This is a genomic window from Enterococcus eurekensis (genome assembly GCF_042654605.1).
Lineage (GTDB): Bacteria > Bacillota > Bacilli > Lactobacillales > Enterococcaceae > Enterococcus_I > Enterococcus_I eurekensis.
In genome coordinates, this window is the sequence record NZ_JBHSGT010000006.1 from 1 (window position 1) to 19,385 (window position 19,385).

Annotated in this window: 14 protein-coding genes; 12 read left to right on the forward strand and 2 right to left on the reverse strand. The window is 36.5% G+C overall.

Going from position 1 to position 19,385, the window contains the following annotated elements; all coding sequences use genetic code 11:
- The first annotated feature begins 73 nt into the window (after positions 1-73).
- Together argS and ACFO3L_RS00520 are read left to right on the forward strand one after the other, a co-directional pair.
- A complete protein-coding gene (gene argS / locus ACFO3L_RS00515) occupies positions 74-1,765 on the forward strand; it encodes an arginine--tRNA ligase (RefSeq protein WP_379962839.1) in 1,692 nt (563 codons plus the stop codon).
- A 160-nt stretch (positions 1,766-1,925) separates the two neighbouring features.
- On the forward strand, positions 1,926-2,084 hold the full coding sequence (locus ACFO3L_RS00520; protein ID WP_379962840.1) for a hypothetical protein: 159 nt from the start codon (positions 1,926-1,928) through the stop codon (positions 2,082-2,084).
- 49 nt (positions 2,085-2,133) lie between these two features.
- Here ACFO3L_RS00520 and ACFO3L_RS00525 read toward each other — a convergent pair whose 3' ends face one another.
- Positions 2,134-2,592 (reverse strand): arginine repressor, encoded by a 459-nt coding sequence (locus ACFO3L_RS00525; RefSeq protein WP_379962841.1) that lies wholly within the window; start codon positions 2,590-2,592, stop codon positions 2,134-2,136.
- 138 nt (positions 2,593-2,730) lie between these two features.
- Between ACFO3L_RS00525 and ACFO3L_RS00530 the strand changes: the two genes are divergently transcribed.
- Entirely contained in the window at positions 2,731-3,672 is a 942-nt protein-coding gene (locus tag ACFO3L_RS00530) for an AEC family transporter (protein ID WP_379962842.1), read from the forward strand.
- 336 nt (positions 3,673-4,008) lie between these two features.
- Here ACFO3L_RS00530 and ACFO3L_RS00535 read toward each other — a convergent pair whose 3' ends face one another.
- Positions 4,009-5,394 (reverse strand): ISNCY family transposase, encoded by a 1,386-nt coding sequence (locus ACFO3L_RS00535; RefSeq protein ID WP_379962844.1) that lies wholly within the window; start codon positions 5,392-5,394, stop codon positions 4,009-4,011.
- A 288-nt stretch (positions 5,395-5,682) separates the two neighbouring features.
- Here ACFO3L_RS00535 and rpsB point away from each other — a divergent pair, with 288 nt between their 5' ends.
- The 9 genes from rpsB to ACFO3L_RS00580 all read left to right on the forward strand — a co-directional run bounded on the left by rpsB (position 5,683) and on the right by ACFO3L_RS00580 (position 19,180).
- A complete protein-coding gene (rpsB, locus tag ACFO3L_RS00540; protein ID WP_379962845.1) occupies positions 5,683-6,465 on the forward strand; it encodes a 30S ribosomal protein S2 in 783 nt (260 codons plus the stop codon).
- A gap of 116 nt (positions 6,466-6,581) precedes the next feature.
- Complete coding sequence (gene tsf / locus ACFO3L_RS00545) at positions 6,582-7,463, forward strand: translation elongation factor Ts (RefSeq protein WP_379962846.1); 882 nt, start codon at positions 6,582-6,584, stop codon at positions 7,461-7,463.
- A 131-nt stretch (positions 7,464-7,594) separates the two neighbouring features.
- On the forward strand, positions 7,595-8,317 hold the full coding sequence (gene pyrH / locus ACFO3L_RS00550; RefSeq protein WP_379962848.1) for a UMP kinase: 723 nt from the start codon (positions 7,595-7,597) through the stop codon (positions 8,315-8,317).
- Positions 8,318-8,319: 2 nt separating this feature from the next.
- Complete coding sequence (frr, locus tag ACFO3L_RS00555; protein ID WP_379962849.1) at positions 8,320-8,877, forward strand: ribosome recycling factor; 558 nt, start codon at positions 8,320-8,322, stop codon at positions 8,875-8,877.
- 1,170 nt (positions 8,878-10,047) lie between these two features.
- Entirely contained in the window at positions 10,048-10,848 is an 801-nt protein-coding gene (locus ACFO3L_RS00560; protein ID WP_379962850.1) for an isoprenyl transferase, read from the forward strand.
- Positions 10,845-11,651, forward strand: a complete 807-nt coding sequence (locus tag ACFO3L_RS00565; RefSeq protein WP_379962851.1) for a phosphatidate cytidylyltransferase — start codon at positions 10,845-10,847, stop codon at positions 11,649-11,651. Before ACFO3L_RS00560 ends, ACFO3L_RS00565 begins: the two co-directional genes overlap by 4 nt.
- A gap of 231 nt (positions 11,652-11,882) precedes the next feature.
- Complete coding sequence (gene rseP / locus ACFO3L_RS00570) at positions 11,883-13,148, forward strand: RIP metalloprotease RseP (protein WP_379962852.1); 1,266 nt, start codon at positions 11,883-11,885, stop codon at positions 13,146-13,148.
- Between the two features lie 27 nt (positions 13,149-13,175).
- The gene (locus ACFO3L_RS00575) at positions 13,176-14,744 is read left to right on the forward strand and encodes a His/Gly/Thr/Pro-type tRNA ligase C-terminal domain-containing protein (protein ID WP_379962853.1); all 1,569 of its coding nucleotides are present in this window, start codon (positions 13,176-13,178) and stop codon (positions 14,742-14,744) included.
- A gap of 98 nt (positions 14,745-14,842) precedes the next feature.
- Entirely contained in the window at positions 14,843-19,180 is a 4,338-nt protein-coding gene (locus ACFO3L_RS00580; protein ID WP_379962855.1) for a PolC-type DNA polymerase III, read from the forward strand.
- Positions 19,181-19,385 lie beyond the last annotated feature (205 nt).

Here is a 19,385-nt window from a genome sequence, read left to right on the forward strand (position 1 = left end):
AATGAAAATATTTTTATTTAGTTTTCAAGGAGCTTTATTTGCTTCTAAATATATAATACGAGGAGGAAAACAGATGAATAACAAAAACATTGTAGCAAAAGCCATTTACGACGTTGTTAAAGATGATTTAACGCTTGAGCAAGTCACACAATTTTTAGAAAATCCAAAATCAGCAAGCCATGGGGATGTGGCTTTTCCAGCCTTTGGTTTAGCCAAAGCGTACCGCAAAGCACCCCAACAAATTGCCCAAGAATTAGCAGAGAAAATTGACGGTAGTCACTTTGAAAAGATTCAAGTTGTGGGACCTTACTTAAACTTCTTTATGGATAAAGGCGTTGTCACACAAGCGATTTTAGCTAAAGTCATTCAAGAGAAAAATCATTACGGCGATCAATCGATTGGTAATAATCAAAATGTACCGATTGACATGTCTTCACCAAATATTGCTAAACCAATTTCAATGGGACATTTACGCTCAACCGTTATTGGGAATTCAATTGCTTTTATTTTAGAAAAAATTGGTTACCAACCAATCCGGATCAACCATTTAGGTGACTGGGGTACGCAATTTGGGAAATTAATCGTAGCTTATAAAAAATGGGGTAGCGAAGAAGCCGTTAAAGCTCAACCAATTAATGAATTACTACGTTTATACGTTGGTTTCCATGAAGAAGCTGAAAAAGACGCGACTTTAGAAGATGAAGCACGTGCTTGGTTTAAAAAATTAGAAGACGGCGATGAAGAAGCATTGCATTTATGGCAATGGTTCCGTGACGAATCAATGAAAGAATTCAACAAAATTTATGATATGTTAGAAGTTTCGTTTGATTCATTAAACGGCGAAGCTTTCTACAATGATAAGATGGATGAAATCGTTGAAATGTTAGAAGAAAAACACTTATTGGCAACAGACCAAGGTGCAGATATCGTAGACTTATCAAGCTATGATTTGAATCCGGCCTTGATTCGTAAATCAGATGGCGCGACTTTATATATTACGCGTGATATGGCAGCAGCTTTATACCGCAAACGTACGTATAACTTTGCTAAATCATTGTATGTTGTGGGGAACGAACAAAGTTATCATTTCAAACAATTAAAAGCTGTGTTAAAACAAATGAACTTTGAATGGTCAGATGATATGCACCATATTCCATTTGGTTTAATTACGAAAGATGGTAAGAAATTATCCACTCGTAAAGGGAAAATAGTCTTATTAGAAGAAGTTTTAAATGAAGCGATTGCTCTGGCCCATGCTCAAATTAGTGAGAAAAATCCAACGCTTGAAAACAAAGATGAAGTTGCTCGTCAAGTTGGGGTTGGCGCGGTTGTTTTCCACGATTTAAAAAATGATCGCTTAAATAGCTTTGACTTCACCCTTGAAGAAGTGGTTCGCTTTGAAGGTGAAACGGGTCCATATGTTCAATATGCCCACGCTCGTGCGATGAGTATTTTAGAAAAAGCAGCATTTGAAGTCGATGAAAAGGCTGCTTATCAATTGAATGATGAAGGTAGCTGGGAAGTAATGAAATACATCCAAAGTTACCCAGATGTAGTCATGCAAGCGGCTGAAAAATATGAGCCATCAATTATTGCAAAACATGCGATTAAACTAGCACAAGCATTCAATAAATACTACGCAAACACTAAAATCTTAGTCGAAGATTCTGAAAGAGATGCGCGTCTAGCTTTAGTATATGCGGTGACGGTTCTATTGAAAGAAGATTTAAGGTTATTAGGGTTACATACTCCAAATAAAATGTAATTAATCTAAAATTAATGAGATAAAAATATGTATCAGAATGGGGATATGGCCGATGTCATGTCCTCATTTTATTTGTCTAGCGGTTAACTCTAATACCTAATTGGCCGATTGAAGAGGTAAGATAACGACGTCTTATTAAGAGAAAAAGGGGGAGTATTCAATGATGTATTTAGTTGTTGCTGTCACGTACAACAAGCAAAAGAAAGTTAAAAAGTTCAAAACGTATCGAGAGGCTCTATCTTACGCCACGAACTATCGTGTTGTTTCTCAAAGTCAGGTGATTAAAAATGAGGTCGTCATTGCTGATTTTATATTTTAAACTAAAAAAGGTTTTTCGTAGGTAATAGTACTACGAAAAACCTTTTTTATTAGTGTGATTGTTTGAAAAGCGTTTCCAAATGGATGGCCGCTTCTTCGTTCGGTGAGATAATAACCACGATATCAAATCCCGCAAGCGAACAAACTTTCTCTTTCATTTCGACTTCGTCAATGGCAGCCGCTAAAATCGGTGCATTGTTTGGAATCGTATGTAAAATGGTCATAAATTGGACACGATCGATCTTTGTGACAACATCTTGAACCATTTGGTTGAGATGGTTATTTTCAGCGACATCATCATTTGTTTTTTCTTCGAATTGTTGAAAAAAGGTTTGACCGGTAGCATCAACAGTTTTGACGATTTTTAAATCACGAATGTCACGAGAAATTGTAGCCTGTGTGGCATTAACCCCATGCTCCTGTAATAAATGGCGCAATTCATCTTGTGTTCGGATAGTGTTTTTCTGAATGAGATCACCAATAATCGCGTGGCGTTCACTTTTTTTCAAATGACTTCCTCCTTGTATAATATTCAGACCTATCATACCAAAAATGTATAAATTTTCATAGAAATAAATGAGGAGTCTAATGGAAAAGCATGTTAAAATAATACACACAAGAAAGTACGAAAGATTAGGAGTGTTTTTGTGTTAGAAGCTTATTTAAATATTTTAGTTGTTTTTGCTATCATGTTGGTTGGCTATGTGCTAACTTGGCGCAAATGGTTTGATAACCATATTGCCGATGTGTTTTCAAAACTAGTCTTAAATATCGCCTTGCCGCTAAATATGTTCTTAAATATGACTGAACGCTTTACGAAGGAAGAATTTTTAGGATTGGCCAAAGGGATATTATTACCAACTGTATCAATCGTGATTACTTATTTGATTAGTATTGCCTACGCGAAGTTAACAAAAGTACCGGCTGGACGAATTGGTGCATTCAAAACGATGTTTACCGCATCAAATACGATTTTTATGGGATTGCCAGTCAATATCGCGGTCTTTGGTGAAAAAGCAGTGCCATACGCATTACTATATTATATTTGTAACACGACGTTCTTTTTTACCTTAGGAATTTATTTAATTCAAAATGATAACCTTGAGCGAGCGCACATCAGAGAATCATTTGATTTACGTTTCCTTTTGAAAAAATTATTGTCACCAGCACTGCTAGGTTTCTTTGTCGGTTTATGTTGGATGTTACTAGAAATTCCATTAGCGACCCCTTTACGCGATTTTTCACGTTATTTAAGCCAATTAACGACACCGCTGTCATTATTTGTGATTGGTATTATTATTTTCCAAACGGGAATTAAAAACTTAAAATTAGATAAAGACACGCTTGGCGTTTTACTTGGACGATACGTCATTAGTCCGCTAGTAATTATCGGGTTATCCAAATTTATAGAAGTGCCAACATTGATGTTAAATGTCTTTATTTTACAATCCGCGATGCCAGTCCAAAACTCAATGCCGATTCTTGCGAAAGGTTATGGTGCTGATGAAGGTTTTGCAACAAGTGGACTCGTTTATTCGATTATTAGTTACTTATTCGTCATTATCATCTTGTTAAAAGTTATTTACTAGAGGGTACAAGGCTGCTAAATAGGAGCAAGTTCTCGATTAAAAAAATAAGAGAACAACAAGAAGAGGTAATGATTATGAACTGGCGGTTATACTTTCGCGTGAAAAGGTCGTTTATGTTCAATCTGGTTCAAAAATCAAATAGTAGTTATGTGAAGTTTAGCTTCTGTTGTACGAAAAATTGTTGTCTACGCAATTCATTTTGTCGTTACTACAATCTATTAAAACAAAGCGCTGTCAAGCGAAAGGTAAAATGTCCTAAACCTTAGGCTCACATTAATGCAAGCTTTTCCTTCGTAAAAACTTGCATTAATGTGACCGCATTTGGTAAAATAAGATTTAAGCTGCTCGTTCAGCTTCATATTCTTCGAGTGTTTTTCCGATGCTGCGAAGATATCTTTTGAAAGACTCTAGTTTCCACGGGTGAGATTGTGGGGGAATATACTGGCGTCTTTCTTTTTTTTGCTCTGGAATCGGGTCAAACTCTGTTGAATAGTCGTCATGTTCTTTCAGTCTCCTTGTTGTGTATATTTTTTCAGCGATATTTACATAGATTTCGCCGTTAAATGCTTCGATGACGAGGGCTTTTGATCCGCGTGTAAAGTACTGATCTTCGCTACCCTCCGTCGGTAAATAGTAGTTATTTTGATACCGAATGTGATGACCACTATCGATTTTTCTATTTGCGACTCGTGCTAATAATAAATTCATCTCTGATTTCGTAGGTGCCTTCTCATAGATTGATTCCTTCGTCTTATTACCAAACTTCCTATTAAATGATTGAATCCATTTTGTTAAAAAATGATTGGCTTCCTCAATAGATTGGATCCCTGCTAATTCTAAATCTACAGGAAGTCGTGATTGAACCGTGCCGTTTAATCGTTCTACACGGCCTTTCGCTTGTGGAATAGAGGAGGTACGAATGTCAATACCGAGTTGATGGCAGGCAAAACCAAATTGCGTGAAGGTATCTTCCTCAACGACTTTCTTGGTTTTGGATTGATAGTCAAAAACGGTTCGTTTATCGGTTAAAAAAGCTAAAGGAATCCCTCGGTTACGGAGGATCTGATGGAGCACATGATAATAGCCATTGAGCGTTTCTTGCGTGTCGAAATACCCACCAACGATATCCCCAGAAGCGTCATCAATCGCTAAGTGAAGATGGGTGACGTCGTTCCCGAACCAATTGTATGAACTGGCATCCATTTGAATCAGCTCTCCTTGGTATTTTTTCCTAGAGCGGCTAGGATGGATTTTTTCGGGTGAAGCCAGTTGATCTTCGGCTCTTGGAAGCAGTGGATTATCAAGCTTTGTCTTTGCTTTCATTGATTGTGCTTTGATTCGAGCTTTTATTTTTTTTCGTGTCTTTCTTTGTGTTTTAGGTGAGATAATATTCGCTAGGTATAAAATATTTCGAATCGTTGTATCGGTGTAACAGATCGCATAATCCTCCTTTAATATTTCAGTAAAGTGCTTCACATTCGGTTTTATATTAAACTGTTGATAAAGCCCAATGATTTGTTTTTTTACATCCTCCGGTACGGCATGCATCTGTTTTTTTCCTCTATTGCCGTGTGAAAAAACAGCCTTTCCTCCTTCTTGATATTTTTGGATTAATCGATTGACTTGTCTGATCGAGAGATCTAGTTCAACACAAGCTCTCTTCTTATCTTTTCTTTTTTCTGTGACAGCTTTTATTACGTTATATTTCTTATCTTCATTCATTGTTAGTATTATCCTTTTCATGGTTTGATTTTATCACGAAGGGACATTTTGTGCTTCGATTACATTAAGACATTATCATGTTCGAACGATATACTACAATCTATTAAAACAAAGCGCTTGAAAAATCTATCAATCTATATTATACTATTTGAGGTTGTGTTTGTTCGAGTAACAGATAACAACTAAAAACCACATCTCAAAAGATGCGTGGAGTGGTGCTTGCGTGCAAGTTCTTCACACAGTTGACTTTGAGAGAGGAAAAATAAAAACCAAATGGAGGAAACAAAAATGGCAGTAATTTCAATGAAACAGCTTCTAGAAGCTGGTGTACACTTTGGGCACCAAACTCGTCGCTGGAACCCAAAAATGAAGAAATATATCTTCACAGAAAGAAACGGAATCTACATCATCGACTTACAAAAAACTGTTAAGTTAGTAGATGCAGCTTACGAGTACATGAAAAACGTTGCAGACGAAGGCGGAATCGCTTTATTCGTTGGTACAAAAAAACAAGCTCAAGAAGCAATCAAAGACGAAGCAATTCGTTCAGGTCAATACTATGTAAATCACCGTTGGTTAGGTGGAACGTTAACAAACTGGGAAACAATCCAAAAACGTATCACTCGCCTAAAAAACATCAACAAAATGGAAGAAGATGGCACTTTCGAATTACTTCCTAAAAAAGAAGTTTCTGGCTTAAACAAAGAACGTGAACGCTTAGAAAAATTCTTAGGCGGAATCGCTGACATGCCAAGAATTCCAGACGTAATGTACGTAGTAGATCCTCGTAAAGAGCGTATTGCAATTCAAGAAGCTCGCAAATTAAATATCCCAATCGTTGCTATGGTTGATACTAACTGTGATCCAGATGAGATCGATGTAGTTATCCCATCAAACGACGATGCTATCCGTGCAGTTAAATTAATTACTGCAAAAATGGCTGATGCATTTATCGAAGCAAACCAAGGTCAAGACGAAGTGGCAGCTGAAGATTTTGCAACTGAAGCAACTGTTGAAACAGCAACTTCAATCGAAGAAATTGTTGATGTTGTTGAAGGAAACAACGCTTAAGCTAAATAAGTCGTAACGAACGAGCTGTTTCAAAGGCTAGGCGCAAAGCCTTAACACTCTTTGAAGCAGCTTTTTTAAAAATAAAGAAATGATAATCATTCAGGAGGAATAGTAACATGGCTCAAATTTCAGCTAAATTAGTTAAAGAATTACGCGATATGACAGGCGTAGGTATGATGGATGCCAAAAAAGCATTAGTCGAAGTAGATGGCGATATGGACAAAGCAGTAGACTTTTTACGTGAAAAAGGAATGGCAAAAGCGGCTAAGAAAAATGACCGTATTGCTGCTGAAGGTTTAGCAGCAGTTGCAGTTGTAGGAAACACTGCTGCAATCGTTGAAGTAAACTCAGAAACAGACTTTGTAGCGAAAAACGAAATGTTCCAAGACTTAGTTCAAGAGTTAGCAACATTAGTAGCAACTAACAAACCAGCTGACATGGATGCTGCAATGGCATTAACAGCTTCAAAAGGAACTGTTGCTGAAACAATTATCGAAGCGAACCAAGTAATTGGTGAAAAAATCAGCTTCCGTCGTTTTGAAATCGTTGAAAAAGAAGATAACGCAGCATTTGGCGGATACTTACATATGGGTGGACGCATTGCAGTGTTAGCATTACTTGATGGAACAACTGACGAAACAGTTGCTAAAGACGTTGCTATGCACGTTGCAGCAATCAATCCTCGTTACGTTGACGAGTCTCAAATTCCTGCAGAAGAATTAGAGCACGAAAAAACTGTTTTAACAGAACAAGCATTAAACGAAGGCAAACCAGCAAATATCGTTGATAAAATGGTTATCGGCCGCTTGAATAAATTCAAAGCAGAAATCTCATTAGTAGACCAACCATTCGTTAAAGATCCAGACATGACAGTAGCTAAATATGTTGCAACTAAAGGCGCAACTGTGAAATCATTTGTCCGTTTTGAAGTTGGCGAAGGTATCGAAAAACGTGAAGAAAACTTTGCGGAAGAAGTAATGAGCCAAATCAAAAAATAATTCTATTTCCAATGGAATAGAAGGGAACGCATGCTTGTGCGCTCCCTTTTTTTAGGAAAAAAATAGAAATCAACTGATAAAACGAAGTGATTATGCTACAATAGAAATAGAGAATTTACGGAGGAATCATCATGACAAAACCAAAATATCAACGCGTTATTTTAAAATTAAGCGGTGAAGCTTTAGCTGGAAATGAAGGCTTTGGTATTAACCCACCAACGATTCAAGAATTTGTCACTGAATTAAAAGCAGTTCACGACTTAGGTGTAGAACTAGCAATTGTTGTTGGCGGCGGAAATATCTGGCGCGGACAAATCGGTGCACAAATGGGGATGGAACGAGCGCAAGCAGATTATATGGGCATGTTAGCGACAGTCATGAATGCTTTAGCGTTACAAGACACATTAGAAAATGCGGGTGTACCAACACGCGTACAAACGTCAATTGAAATGCGTCAAATCGCAGAACCTTATATTCGTCGTCGTGCAGAACGTCACCTTGAAAAAGGACGTGTCGTAATCTTTGCTGGTGGTACAGGAAATCCATATTTCTCAACTGATACAACAGCCGCATTACGTGCAGCAGAAATCAATGCAGACGTGATTTTAATGGCGAAAAACAATGTTGACGGTGTTTATTCGGCAGATCCAAAATTAGATGCAAATGCTGTTAAGTTTGAAGAATTAACACACTTAGACGTTATCGCAAAAGGTTTACAAGTAATGGATTCAACCGCAAGTTCTTTAAGTATGGACAATGATATTCCATTAGTAGTCTTCAATTTAAATGAGCCAGGTAATATTCAACGAGCAATTTTAGGTGAAAATATCGGAACAACCGTAAGGGGGAAATAAACATGGCAGGCCAAATCCACACAGAAGCAAAAGAAAAAATGCAAAAAGCTGCAGACGGTTTACAACGTGAATTAGGACAAATTCGCGCAGGACGTGCAAACGCAAGTTTATTAGATCGTATTTCAGTTATTTACTATGGTGCACCAACACCGTTGAACCAAATGGCGTCAATTACGATTCCAGAAGCACGTGTTTTAATGATTACACCATTTGACAAATCAATCTTAGGTGATGTTGAAAAAGCACTACAAGCATCAGATATCGGCATTACACCAACAAACGACGGTTCAGTTATTCGTTTAGTGATTCCTCAATTAACGGAAGAACGTCGTAAAGAATTAGCTAAAGAAGTGAAGAAACTAGCTGAAAATTCAAAAGTAGGCGTACGTAGTGCTCGTCGCGATGCCATTGATGCATATAAAAAAGCAGAAAAAGCTAGCGAAATTAGTGAAGATGAATTAAAAGTTGCTGAAAAAGAAATTCAAGCATTAACAGACGAATTTGTTAAAAAATTGGATGAAATTGCAGCTGAAAAAGAAAAAGAATTGTTAGAAATCTAATACAAGTAAACCCCTCGGTAACTTTTAGAAGCCGAGGGGTTTTTATTTGTGCCATTTCAATAATATGTTTGAGGTCTAAAAAAATTTCGAGTTCTTTTTAAATAATTTGTGGATAATGAAACAAGGCTATACAGTAAATAAAAATTGAAAGATTTCCACTCGGTTGCGTTTCCAACTTTAATGAAGTAATACAATTTAGCAATGTAAAATCTTACAATTAAAGCTTGAGGTGTTGGATTATTTCATTTTAATTTAGTTTCAGGTGGAATATTATAATTCATTTTTTCTATTCCAGAAAATAAATTTTTTAATCGTTTGTTTTATGTTGTTACAAAACTCATGAATCGTTGAGGAATTTAGTGAATTATCTGGTAAAGAATGAGAGGATTTCTGTGGTCAAACACACAAAGGCCGAATCGCCATACTAAAAAAAATAAATTGCCAAAATCAGATTATTTAATTAATAAATGACTATTTCAGAAATAACTTATGACCGATTTGTAAATAAGTGTCCCAATGGTTTTGTTCACTCATGGCAGAGTAATTATTTGTTTTTTTATTTAAAAATTAATAATACAAAAATAAGTATTACTCGAAAAAAAGATCGAAAAAAATAGTTTGTAATGGTACCGACCCCCGAAAGTTAGATTTATTACTTTAACTTTCGGGGGTCGGTACCGTACAAACCTTTTTTTATTTTTTGAAGATTATATTCAGTCTCAAAAATATACATAGTTATCATTCAAGACTTTTCCATATGATAAATTAAAAAAGCGTAGAGGAATAGAAAAAGGTGAAATCAGAATGAGAACATAAATCATAAAAAATTTATCTGATGGACTTTTTATAGCGCAATAAAATACATTTCATACTCTACCGACAACATGTACATTTTGTAATCCAAATTGGATAAAGAGAAAATAATTTTGGATAAAATCGACATTGAAAACTAAATTATTTTTTAAAAGGCTTCTTTTTCATAGGAAATAAGGATTTTTATTGTTATAATATTTAAGATAACTTTTTATTCTTTATTAATAAAAAAGTGATAGAAGCCAAGACGGATACAAAAATGCTCGTATATAATGAGATACAGAATTTACCAGTAATAAGACTTTTAAAAAAAAAGCGAAAAATGCTTTCAAATAAATGAAACGAGGAGTGAAGTTCATGTTGCGTTTTTTGCCGCAAAAAAATAAATATGTTCCCGAGGAAAGTGAATTTACTTTCTCAGCGGATCTACCGGTTCCTCAACATTTGGCAATTATTATGGATGGGAATGGTCGTTGGGCCCAAAATCGACGTTTGCCTAGAGTGGCGGGTCATAAAGAAGGAATGGAAACTGTCAAAAAAATAACAAAGCATGCCTCAAAATTAGGTATTAAAGTATTGACGCTCTATGCTTTTTCGACAGAAAACTGGAAACGACCCACTGAAGAAGTGGATTTTTTAATGCAATTACCGGTTGATTTTTTTGATACCTTTGTTCCAGAATTAATTAAAGAAAATGTGCGTGTCGAAGTGATGGGCTATAAGGAGTTCTTACCAAAGCATACTCAAAAAGCGGTTGAAAAAGCCATGAAACAAACACGTGACAATACCGGTTTGATTTTGAATTTTGCTTTGAATTATGGCAGCCGTGCAGAAATCCTTTCAGCAGTTAAAGCTTTATATGTTGAAATGGAAGAATCAAATGGATCGATTGATCAACTCGATGAAGCAATGTTTGGAAAACACTTAATGACCGGTTTTTTACCGGAAGAATTACGAGATCCCGAGTTATTGATTCGTACAAGTGGGGAAGAGCGAATTAGTAATTTCTTACTTTGGCAATTAGCGTATAGTGAGTTGTTCTTTACGAAAGCTTTATGGCCTGATTTCGATGAGCATGCATTGGAAACAGCGATTGCCAGTTATCAAAATCGTGATCGTCGTTTTGGTGGAATTAAACAAGAGGAGAATGAAAAATGAGACAACGTGTAATTACAGCAGTTGTGGCGTTAGCTTTGTTTTTACCGATTATTTACTTTGATTTTAAAGGGATTTCGGTTGATTTATTAGCTGTGGCACTTGCGGGAGTTGGGGTTTATGAACTATTTCGAATGAAAGGTCTAACCGTCATAAGTTTTGAGGGTATCTTATCAATTATCGGAGCGGCCATCTTAGCTTTACCGATGGATCCTTGGTTTACTTTCCTACCGGAGGGAACCGATAAATTTGCACTATTCTACTTTATTGTTTTATTGTTCTTAGGTATTTCGGTTGTTTCGAAAAATATGTATACGATCGATGAAGCGGCTTTTCCTGTCTTAACAACTTTATATGTTGGTACAGGTTTTGGAGCATTTGCGAGCGCGCGGTCAGAAAGTTTAGTTGTCTTATGTTTTGGTTTATTTATTGTTTGGGCAACAGATATCGGAGCCTACATGGTTGGTCGTGAATATGGAAAAAACAAATTATGGCCAGAAATTTCACCAAACAAAACGATTGAAGGAGCGCTTGGTGGGATTTTAAGTGCCGTTGTCGTGGCGATTGTTTATTTAATAGCTTTCCCAGCGCAAGAATATTTTGGTTATGCGACCTTGCCACTGTTATTAATGACCGTTGTATTTTCAATTGTTGGTCAATTTGGCGATTTAGTCGAGTCTGCTTTTAAACGTCATTATGGAGTGAAAGATTCAGGAATTATTTTACCAGGACATGGTGGTATTTTAGATCGATTCGATAGTATGTTATTTGTCTTTCCAATTATGCACTTGTTCGGTATTTTTTAAGAAGTAAAAGAAAAAGAGAGGTTAGAAAGTGGCTGAAAGGGTGGCTACTTTTTAATCTCTCTTTTTTCTGATTTTTTCATATCCCAACAATTAAAAATGAGGTCTTACGTTACGTTCTCGTTACAAAGTGGTAGATTAATTGTGAAATTTGTCAGTTATGATAAAATAATGGGGGGAGTGTCATATAAAAGATATAAAATCAGATGTTATTAGTGAAAGTGAGGAAAATATATGAAGACGATCTTAACGTTTTTAATTGTCTTCTCTGTTGTCGTTGTCGTTCATGAGCTTGGACATTTTTATTTTGCAAAACGTGCGGGAATTCTTGTCAGAGAGTTTGCAATTGGTATGGGTCCGAAGTTATTTAGCCATCAAGGAAAAGATGGGACGGCCTATACGATTCGTATGCTGCCAATGGGTGGCTACGTGCGAATGGCAGGTTACGAAGAAGATGAAGAGATGAAACCGGGAACGCCGATTAGTTTATTGTTAAACGATGAAGGTGTTGTCACAAAGATTAATACGAGTAAGAAAGTACAACTAGTCAATGCCGTACCAATGGAAATTGTACGCTATGATTTGGTTGATAATTTAACAATTACAGGTTTTATTAATGGTGATGAAAGTCAAACGGTCAGCTATCCTGTTAATCGCGAAGCATTTATTATCGAAGAAGATGGAACGGAACTTAGAATTGCACCGCGTGAGGTTCAATTTCAGTCAGCTAAATTATGGCAAAGAGTTTTAACCAACTTTGCCGGACCGCTAAATAATTTTATTTTAGCAGTTATCTTATTTGGAATCTTAGTTTTTTCTCGCGGAGGTGTCGTTGATTTAAATTCAACAGTCATCAGTGGTGTCGCTGAAAATGGTCCAGCAGCAGTTGCAGGCTTAAAGGCAGGCGATGAAATTACCGCAATTGATGGTGTGGCGATTGAAAATTGGCCTGAAATGCAAAAAGAAATTCAATCCAAACCGAATCAAAAAATATCCGTTGATTTTTCACGAAATAATGAAGAGAAAACCGTTGCTATTACAACGGATGCCATTGAATCTCAAGGTCAAAGTTTTGGCCAATTGGGGATTCAAGCACCAATGAAAACAGGATTTATGGACAAAGTGAAGGGTGCCTTTACAGAAAGTATCGCTAGTTTCACACAAATTTTATCTGCGTTACGTAATATTATTTTTAATTTTGATGTCGACCAATTGGGCGGTCCAGTTGCTATTTTCCAAATGTCCTCTCAGGCTGCAAGCCAAGGGATTACAACGATTATTTATTTAATGGCAATGATTTCAATGAACTTGGGTATTTTTAACTTATTACCAATTCCCGGTTTAGATGGCGGGAAATTAATTTTAAATTTGTATGAAGGTGTTCGTGGCGAGTCGCTAAGTCAGGAAAAAGAAGGATTAATTACCATTATTGGTTTTGGCCTATTAATGTTGTTGATGATTATTGTTACTTGGAATGATATTCAACGCTTTTTCTTTTAGAATAGTTTGTTGGTAAAGGAGAAAAAAATGAAACAGTCAAGTCTGTTAATTCCAGATTCCCATGCGACACTAGGAACCAAGGGGGAGGATCCTAGTCAGTTGTTTCTTGTTAATGCCGGATTTTTAAGTGCCTTTCAAGAACAGCAATATGTATTTTTACCATTGGCAATGCGTGTCATCGATAATATTAAATATATCGTTACCGAAGAATTAGAGAAACTCTCTGCTGTTGAGTTTCAGTTGCCTGTCCAATCATCTGTATTAGGAGAAGAATATTTAACGAAGTTTTTATCGAAAGAACAAAACAATACATCCGTTGAAATCCCAATTCATTTATATCAAATTCAAACGGCTTTGGTACCAACGACTGATGTCAAAAGTCCTTTTTTAACGAATGTTGAATCGACTTTTTTAGATGTTTTTTCTTTCCATGATTCACAAAAAAGTTTACAAGAAAATTATCACCAGTTCGAAAAAATGTTTGAACGAATTTTAAAACGCTGTGAACTGGCCTTTCAAAGCGTCTTAGCATTAGATGAAAAGCCTGAAGAAAAAGATACAAAAGAATTAATTGCGCTTAGTGATTTAGGTGATGAAACGTTTGTTACTTCAACTGTCGGTGAATATCGAGCAAAACTAGATATTGCTACACGCTTATCCACAACTAAGAAATCACATGCGACATTTTTGCCACTTGTTCACGAAGCATTACCAAGCGAAATTGACACGACATCAGATAATTGGTTAAGTTATCGTTTGTTGCGTATTGGAAAACAACCAATCATTCTTTTTTATAAAGCAAAAGATCGTTTAAACTTAACTAAAGTCCGCCAGTTTTTAGATGGAAAAGTGATGGAAGTTCGAAAAGTAGATACACAAAAGTATTTTGGTCAACCACTTGCGTCACTTGATTTTCGACGATTACCCGAAAATATTTGGTATCTTGGAGATCTTGAAGTTGAAAATATGACGAATGCGAATCTGCTATCTCCAATTGAGGGTACGTATTATAAAAATGTGAATCCTTTACGTGAATTTACAAACGCGAAGTTTGCTGATTTTGTTTATGTTAATGAAGGTGACACTGCACCAGATGGAACTGGCGAACTTCATTTAAAAAAAGGAATGAAAATTGGTAAGTTATTTCAAAAGCGATTGCTTGATGATTCAACATTAAAAGGAGAGAAACGCTTTAACATTGGTCATTATCAACTTGATTTGAGTCGTTTATTCTTAATGATTGCGCATCAGCATAGTCATGAATCAGGCATTTTATGGCCGATAGAAGTCGCGCCTTTTGATGTCCATTTAATTCCTGAAAATTTAGGAGATGCATATCAAGTTCAATTGGCAAAAGAAGTGGAAATGATACTTGCGAATCAAGAGTACGAAGTCTTGCTCGATGATCGTGAATTAATTATTGATGAAAAAATTCGAGAAGCTACTTTAATCGGTTGTCCGATAGTAATCCTTATTGGTAAAAAAGCAGTTGAAGGAATTGTTGAGCTAAAAATTGCTGCAAGCAAAGCAAATATTGAAGTTCGAAAAGAAGAACTGATGGATACACTGGAAATTCTTTTGCAAACAGCAGAATAATTTAAAAAGTCTGGGCGTCCTATTTGTTAGGATGTCTAGACTTTTTAGTGTGAAAAATCGTATACTTGTATTATTGAATAGAAAAGGGTGAACAGCAATTGTCGACGAATAAAGAAAAATTCGATATATTATTAGATCAAATGAATCTAAGTCCAGAATTACGGGATCATCCAATTATCCAAACGGGAGAGATCCTTCAAGTTTTAGTACATAAACAGTCAAAAATATGGGAGTTTACATTTAGCTTTTCAGAAATTTTACCTGCAATGTTATTCCAAGCTTTTTATCAACATTTAGTTGTAACATTTAAAGAAATTGCTACAACGGTGATGAACGTTCAAACGCCCAATAATCATTTTAATGAGCAGTTATTACAAGATTATTGGTTATTATCAATGGCGGCTGACGAGTTTGATACGCCATTTGTTAAACAAGTATTAAAAACGCAACTTCCAATAATCAATGGAGATAAAATTTATTTATCTGTTTCAAATGGAGCTGTTATCGGGAATTTACAACAACAATATTTTCCAGTAATTGAAGCCAACTACCAAAAATTTGGTTTTAAACGTTTCCGGATTTTACCCAAAGTAGATAAAGAACAAATTGAAGAAGATTTAAAAGCTTTGGCAGCTAGACAGCAAGAACAACAAGAAATGTACATGCAACAAGCAGCTGAAGTGATTGCTTCAAATGAAAAACGTAAAAAAGATAGTCAAGATTTGGCACCATTAAGTGGTCCAATTCAGTTAGGTCGAAATATCCCTGCGGATGAATTGATTATGCCGATGGGGAATATTTTGGAAGAAGAACGTCGTGCGACGATTCAAGGTTATGTTTTTGATGTTGAAGTTCGTGAGCTACGTTCAAAAAGAAAAATTATTATTATCAAAATGACGGACTACACATCATCGTTTATCGTTAAAAAATTCTCTAACAATGAAAAAGATGAGCAAGTTTTTGATGCGATTAAAAAAGGTATGTGGCTAAAAGTTCGTGGCAGTGTGCAAGAAGATACGTTTATGCGCGATTTAGTCATGAACGGGCAAGATATTATTGAAGTGGCTCATGAAAGTCGTAAAGATTATGCGCCAGAAGGTCAAAAACGGGTCGAATTGCATTTGCACTCAAACATGAGTACGATGGATGCGACGAATAATGTGGGGGATCTAGTTGCTCAGGCAGGCAAATGGGGGCATAAGGCGATTGCGATTACTGATCATGGTGGCGCACAAGCATTTCCAGATGCCCATCAAGCTGGAAAAAAAGCCGGCGTTAAAATCCTTTATGGTGTTGAAGCCAATGTGATTGATGATGGTGTTGAAGTGGCCTACAATGCTCAACCCGTTCCATTAAATGACGCGACTTACGTGGTATTTGACGTCGAGACAACCGGACTTTCCGCTGTTTATGATACGATTATCGAGTTAGCTGCGGTTAAAATGCATAAGGGGAATGTCGAGCAAACTTTTGAAGAATTTATCGATCCTGGGCACCCTTTATCAAAAACGACGATTGAACTGACTGGTATTACCGATGAAATGGTTCGTGGCTCAAAAAGTGAAGAAGCGGTTATCCGTGCGTTTCGCGAATTTAGTGAAGGCTGTATTTTAGTTGCACATAATGCCTCATTTGATATGGGATTCTTAAACATGACTTATAAAAAGTATGGATTACCAGAAGCAGACAATCCTGTCATTGATACGTTAGAGCTTGCACGCTATTTGTATCCAGAATTTAAACGTTTTGGTTTAGGGGTCTTGTCGAAAAAATTTGGTGTTGGCTTAACCCAACATCACCGAGCGATTTATGATGCCGAAGCAACAGGACATTTAGCGTGGATTTTTGTTAAAGAGGCGATGGAAAAACATGAAATGCTGTTACATGAAGATTTAAATCGTCATGTTGGTGGAGCCAATTCAATTAAAGCTGCTCGACCATTCCATGCAACGATTATGGCCAAAACGCAAGCGGGACTGAAAAATCTCTTTAAATTGATTTCACTTTCAAATATTCAATATTTCCATAACAAATTACCACGTATTCCGCGTTCAGAGCTGAATAAACTACGTGAAGGTTTACTTGTAGGAACGGCCTGCGATAAAGGGGAAGTCTTTGTGGCAATGATGCAAAAAGGTTATGAGGCAGCAAAAGAAAAAGCTGCTTTTTATGATTATATTGAAGTCATGCCTAAAGAAGTCTATGCCCATTTAATCGAGCAAGAGTTAGTCAAAAGTGAACAAGATTTAGAAGATATTATTGCTAATTTAGTTCGCATTGGTAAAGAGTTAGGTAAAACAGTGGTTGCGACTGGAAATGTTCATTATATGAATGAAGAAGATGCGATTTATCGTAAAATTCTAGTCAATTCGATGGGGCATGCGAATCCATTAAATCGACATTCGTTACCAAAAGTCCATTTCCGTACAACAGATGAAATGTTAACGGCTTTTCAATTTTTAGGCAACGACGTGGCGGAAGAAATTGTGATCACCAATCCTAATAAAATCGCTGAACAGTGTGATGAAGTCACACCAGTCAAAACGGATCTGTACACGCCGAAAATTACAGGGTCAGAAGATGAGATTACACAATTAAGTTATAATCGAGCAAAAGAACTATACGGTAGTCCTTTACCAGAAATTGTTGAAAAACGTTTAGAGAAGGAATTAAAATCGATTATTGGCAATGGTTTCTCGGTAATCTATTTGATTTCGCAAAAATTGGTACTAAAAAGTAATGATGATGGGTATTTAGTTGGTTCACGGGGATCGGTTGGTTCAAGTTTTGTAGCGACGATGACGGGAATTACAGAGGTCAATCCTTTGGCGCCACATTACCATTGTCCAAACTGCCAATATTCAGAGTTCTATGAAGATGGTTCTTATGGTTCCGGTTTTGATATGCCTGAAAAAGATTGTCCAAATTGTCAAACAGCTTTGAAAAAAGATGGACACGATATTCCTTTTGAAACATTCCTAGGTTTCCATGGAGATAAAGTTCCCGATATCGATTTAAACTTTTCAGGAGAATATCAACCAGTCGCGCATAATTACACGAAAGAACTCTTTGGTGAAGAATATGTTTATCGCGCAGGAACGATTGGTACAGTCGCTGATAAGACCGCCTATGGCTATGTAAAGGGCTATGAGCGTGATAATAATTTACATTTACGAAGTGCCGAAATCGATCGTTTAGCAAAAGGTGCTACGGGTGTACGTCGGACAACTGGTCAGCATCCGGGTGGGATTATTGTAATTCCAGATTATATGGATGTTTATGATTTTACACCGATTCAATTTCCAGCCGATGATTTAGATGCTGAATGGAAAACAACCCATTTTGACTTCCATTCGATTCATGATAATATTTTGAAACTTGATATTCTTGGACATGATGATCCAACCGTTATTCGGATGTTACAAGATTTATCTGGGATTGATCCAGTTACAATTCCCACACACGATCCTGAAGTCATGCGTATTTTTGAAGGAACCGATGTTTTGGGAGTAACGCCAGAACAAATTTACTCTAAAACGGGAACGCTAGGAATTCCTGAATTTGGTACACGTTTTGTTCGAGGCATGTTAGAACAAACTCATCCGTCAACGTTTGCTGAATTGGTTCAAATTTCAGGTCTTTCTCATGGAACCGATGTTTGGCTAGGTAATGCCGAAGAGCTAATCCGTAACGGTACAGCTGACTTAGCGAATGTAATTGGTTGTCGGGATGATATTATGGTTTATTTAATGCATGCGGGTCTTGATGACGGGATTGCCTTTAATATTATGGAAGGCGTTCGTAAAGGGAAAGGGATTCCTGATGATTGGCAAGAAGAAATGCGTAAGCAAAATGTCCCAGAGTGGTATATTGATTCTTGTTTAAAAATTAAATACATGTTCCCGAAAGCCCATGCGGCAGCCTATGTTTTAATGGCCTTGCGTGTTGCTTATTTCAAAGTTCATTTTCCGATTCTTTATTACTGTGCATACTTTTCTGTTCGTGCAGGCGACTTTGATTTAGTAGCGATGTCAAAAGGAAAAGACGCAGTCAAAGAGGCAATTGATGAAATTAATCATAAAGGGTTAGATGCTTCAACGAAAGAGAAAAACTTATTAACTGTTTTAGAAATTGCTAACGAAATGCTTGAACGTGGTTATGAGTTTACAATGATTGATTTGTATAAATCAGATGCGGACAACTTCATCATTGAAGGCAATAAATTAATTGCACCATTCCGAGCAGTTCCAAGTTTAGGGGCCAACGTGGCAAAACAAATTTGTGAGGCAAGAAAAGATGGTCCATTTTTATCCAAAGAAGATTTGGCTAATCGTGGAAAAGTGTCAAAAACCTTAATCGAGTATATGACTGAAAATGGTGTATTGAAAAATTTACCAGATGAAAATCAATTATCATTATTTGATGATCTTTTCTAAAATCAGTAAAAGAATCTAAGTTATATAAGAAAAATCGGTTGTTCGTCCAATTGTGTTGATACGCACAATTTGAGTAAAAATAATCATCAAAATCGGTAGAGGAATTTGATTCTCTATCGATTTTTTTGGGCATTAGCAAAGAGGGGCAGAGTCTCCCGCTCCCCTGCGAAAAATCACCTTGTTGGCAGAAGCTACGAGATCGTTT

Bases quoted from the DNA above. Each gene is read 5' to 3' on its own strand.
- argS (WP_379962839.1), top strand. From the start codon at position 74: ATGAATAACAAAAACATTGTAGCAAAAGCCATTTACGACGTTGTTAAA.
- ACFO3L_RS00520 (WP_379962840.1), top strand. From the start codon at position 1,926: ATGATGTATTTAGTTGTTGCTGTCACGTACAACAAGCAAAAGAAAGTT.
- ACFO3L_RS00535 (WP_379962844.1), bottom strand. From the start codon at position 5,394: ATGAATGAAGATAAGAAATATAACGTAATAAAAGCTGTCACAGAAAAA.
- rpsB (WP_379962845.1), top strand. From the start codon at position 5,683: ATGGCAGTAATTTCAATGAAACAGCTTCTAGAAGCTGGTGTACACTTT.
- tsf (WP_379962846.1), top strand. From the start codon at position 6,582: ATGGCTCAAATTTCAGCTAAATTAGTTAAAGAATTACGCGATATGACA.
- pyrH (WP_379962848.1), top strand. From the start codon at position 7,595: ATGACAAAACCAAAATATCAACGCGTTATTTTAAAATTAAGCGGTGAA.
- frr (WP_379962849.1), top strand. From the start codon at position 8,320: ATGGCAGGCCAAATCCACACAGAAGCAAAAGAAAAAATGCAAAAAGCT.
- ACFO3L_RS00560 (WP_379962850.1), top strand. From the start codon at position 10,048: ATGTTGCGTTTTTTGCCGCAAAAAAATAAATATGTTCCCGAGGAAAGT.
- ACFO3L_RS00565 (WP_379962851.1), top strand. From the start codon at position 10,845: ATGAGACAACGTGTAATTACAGCAGTTGTGGCGTTAGCTTTGTTTTTA.
- rseP (WP_379962852.1), top strand. From the start codon at position 11,883: ATGAAGACGATCTTAACGTTTTTAATTGTCTTCTCTGTTGTCGTTGTC.
- ACFO3L_RS00575 (WP_379962853.1), top strand. From the start codon at position 13,176: ATGAAACAGTCAAGTCTGTTAATTCCAGATTCCCATGCGACACTAGGA.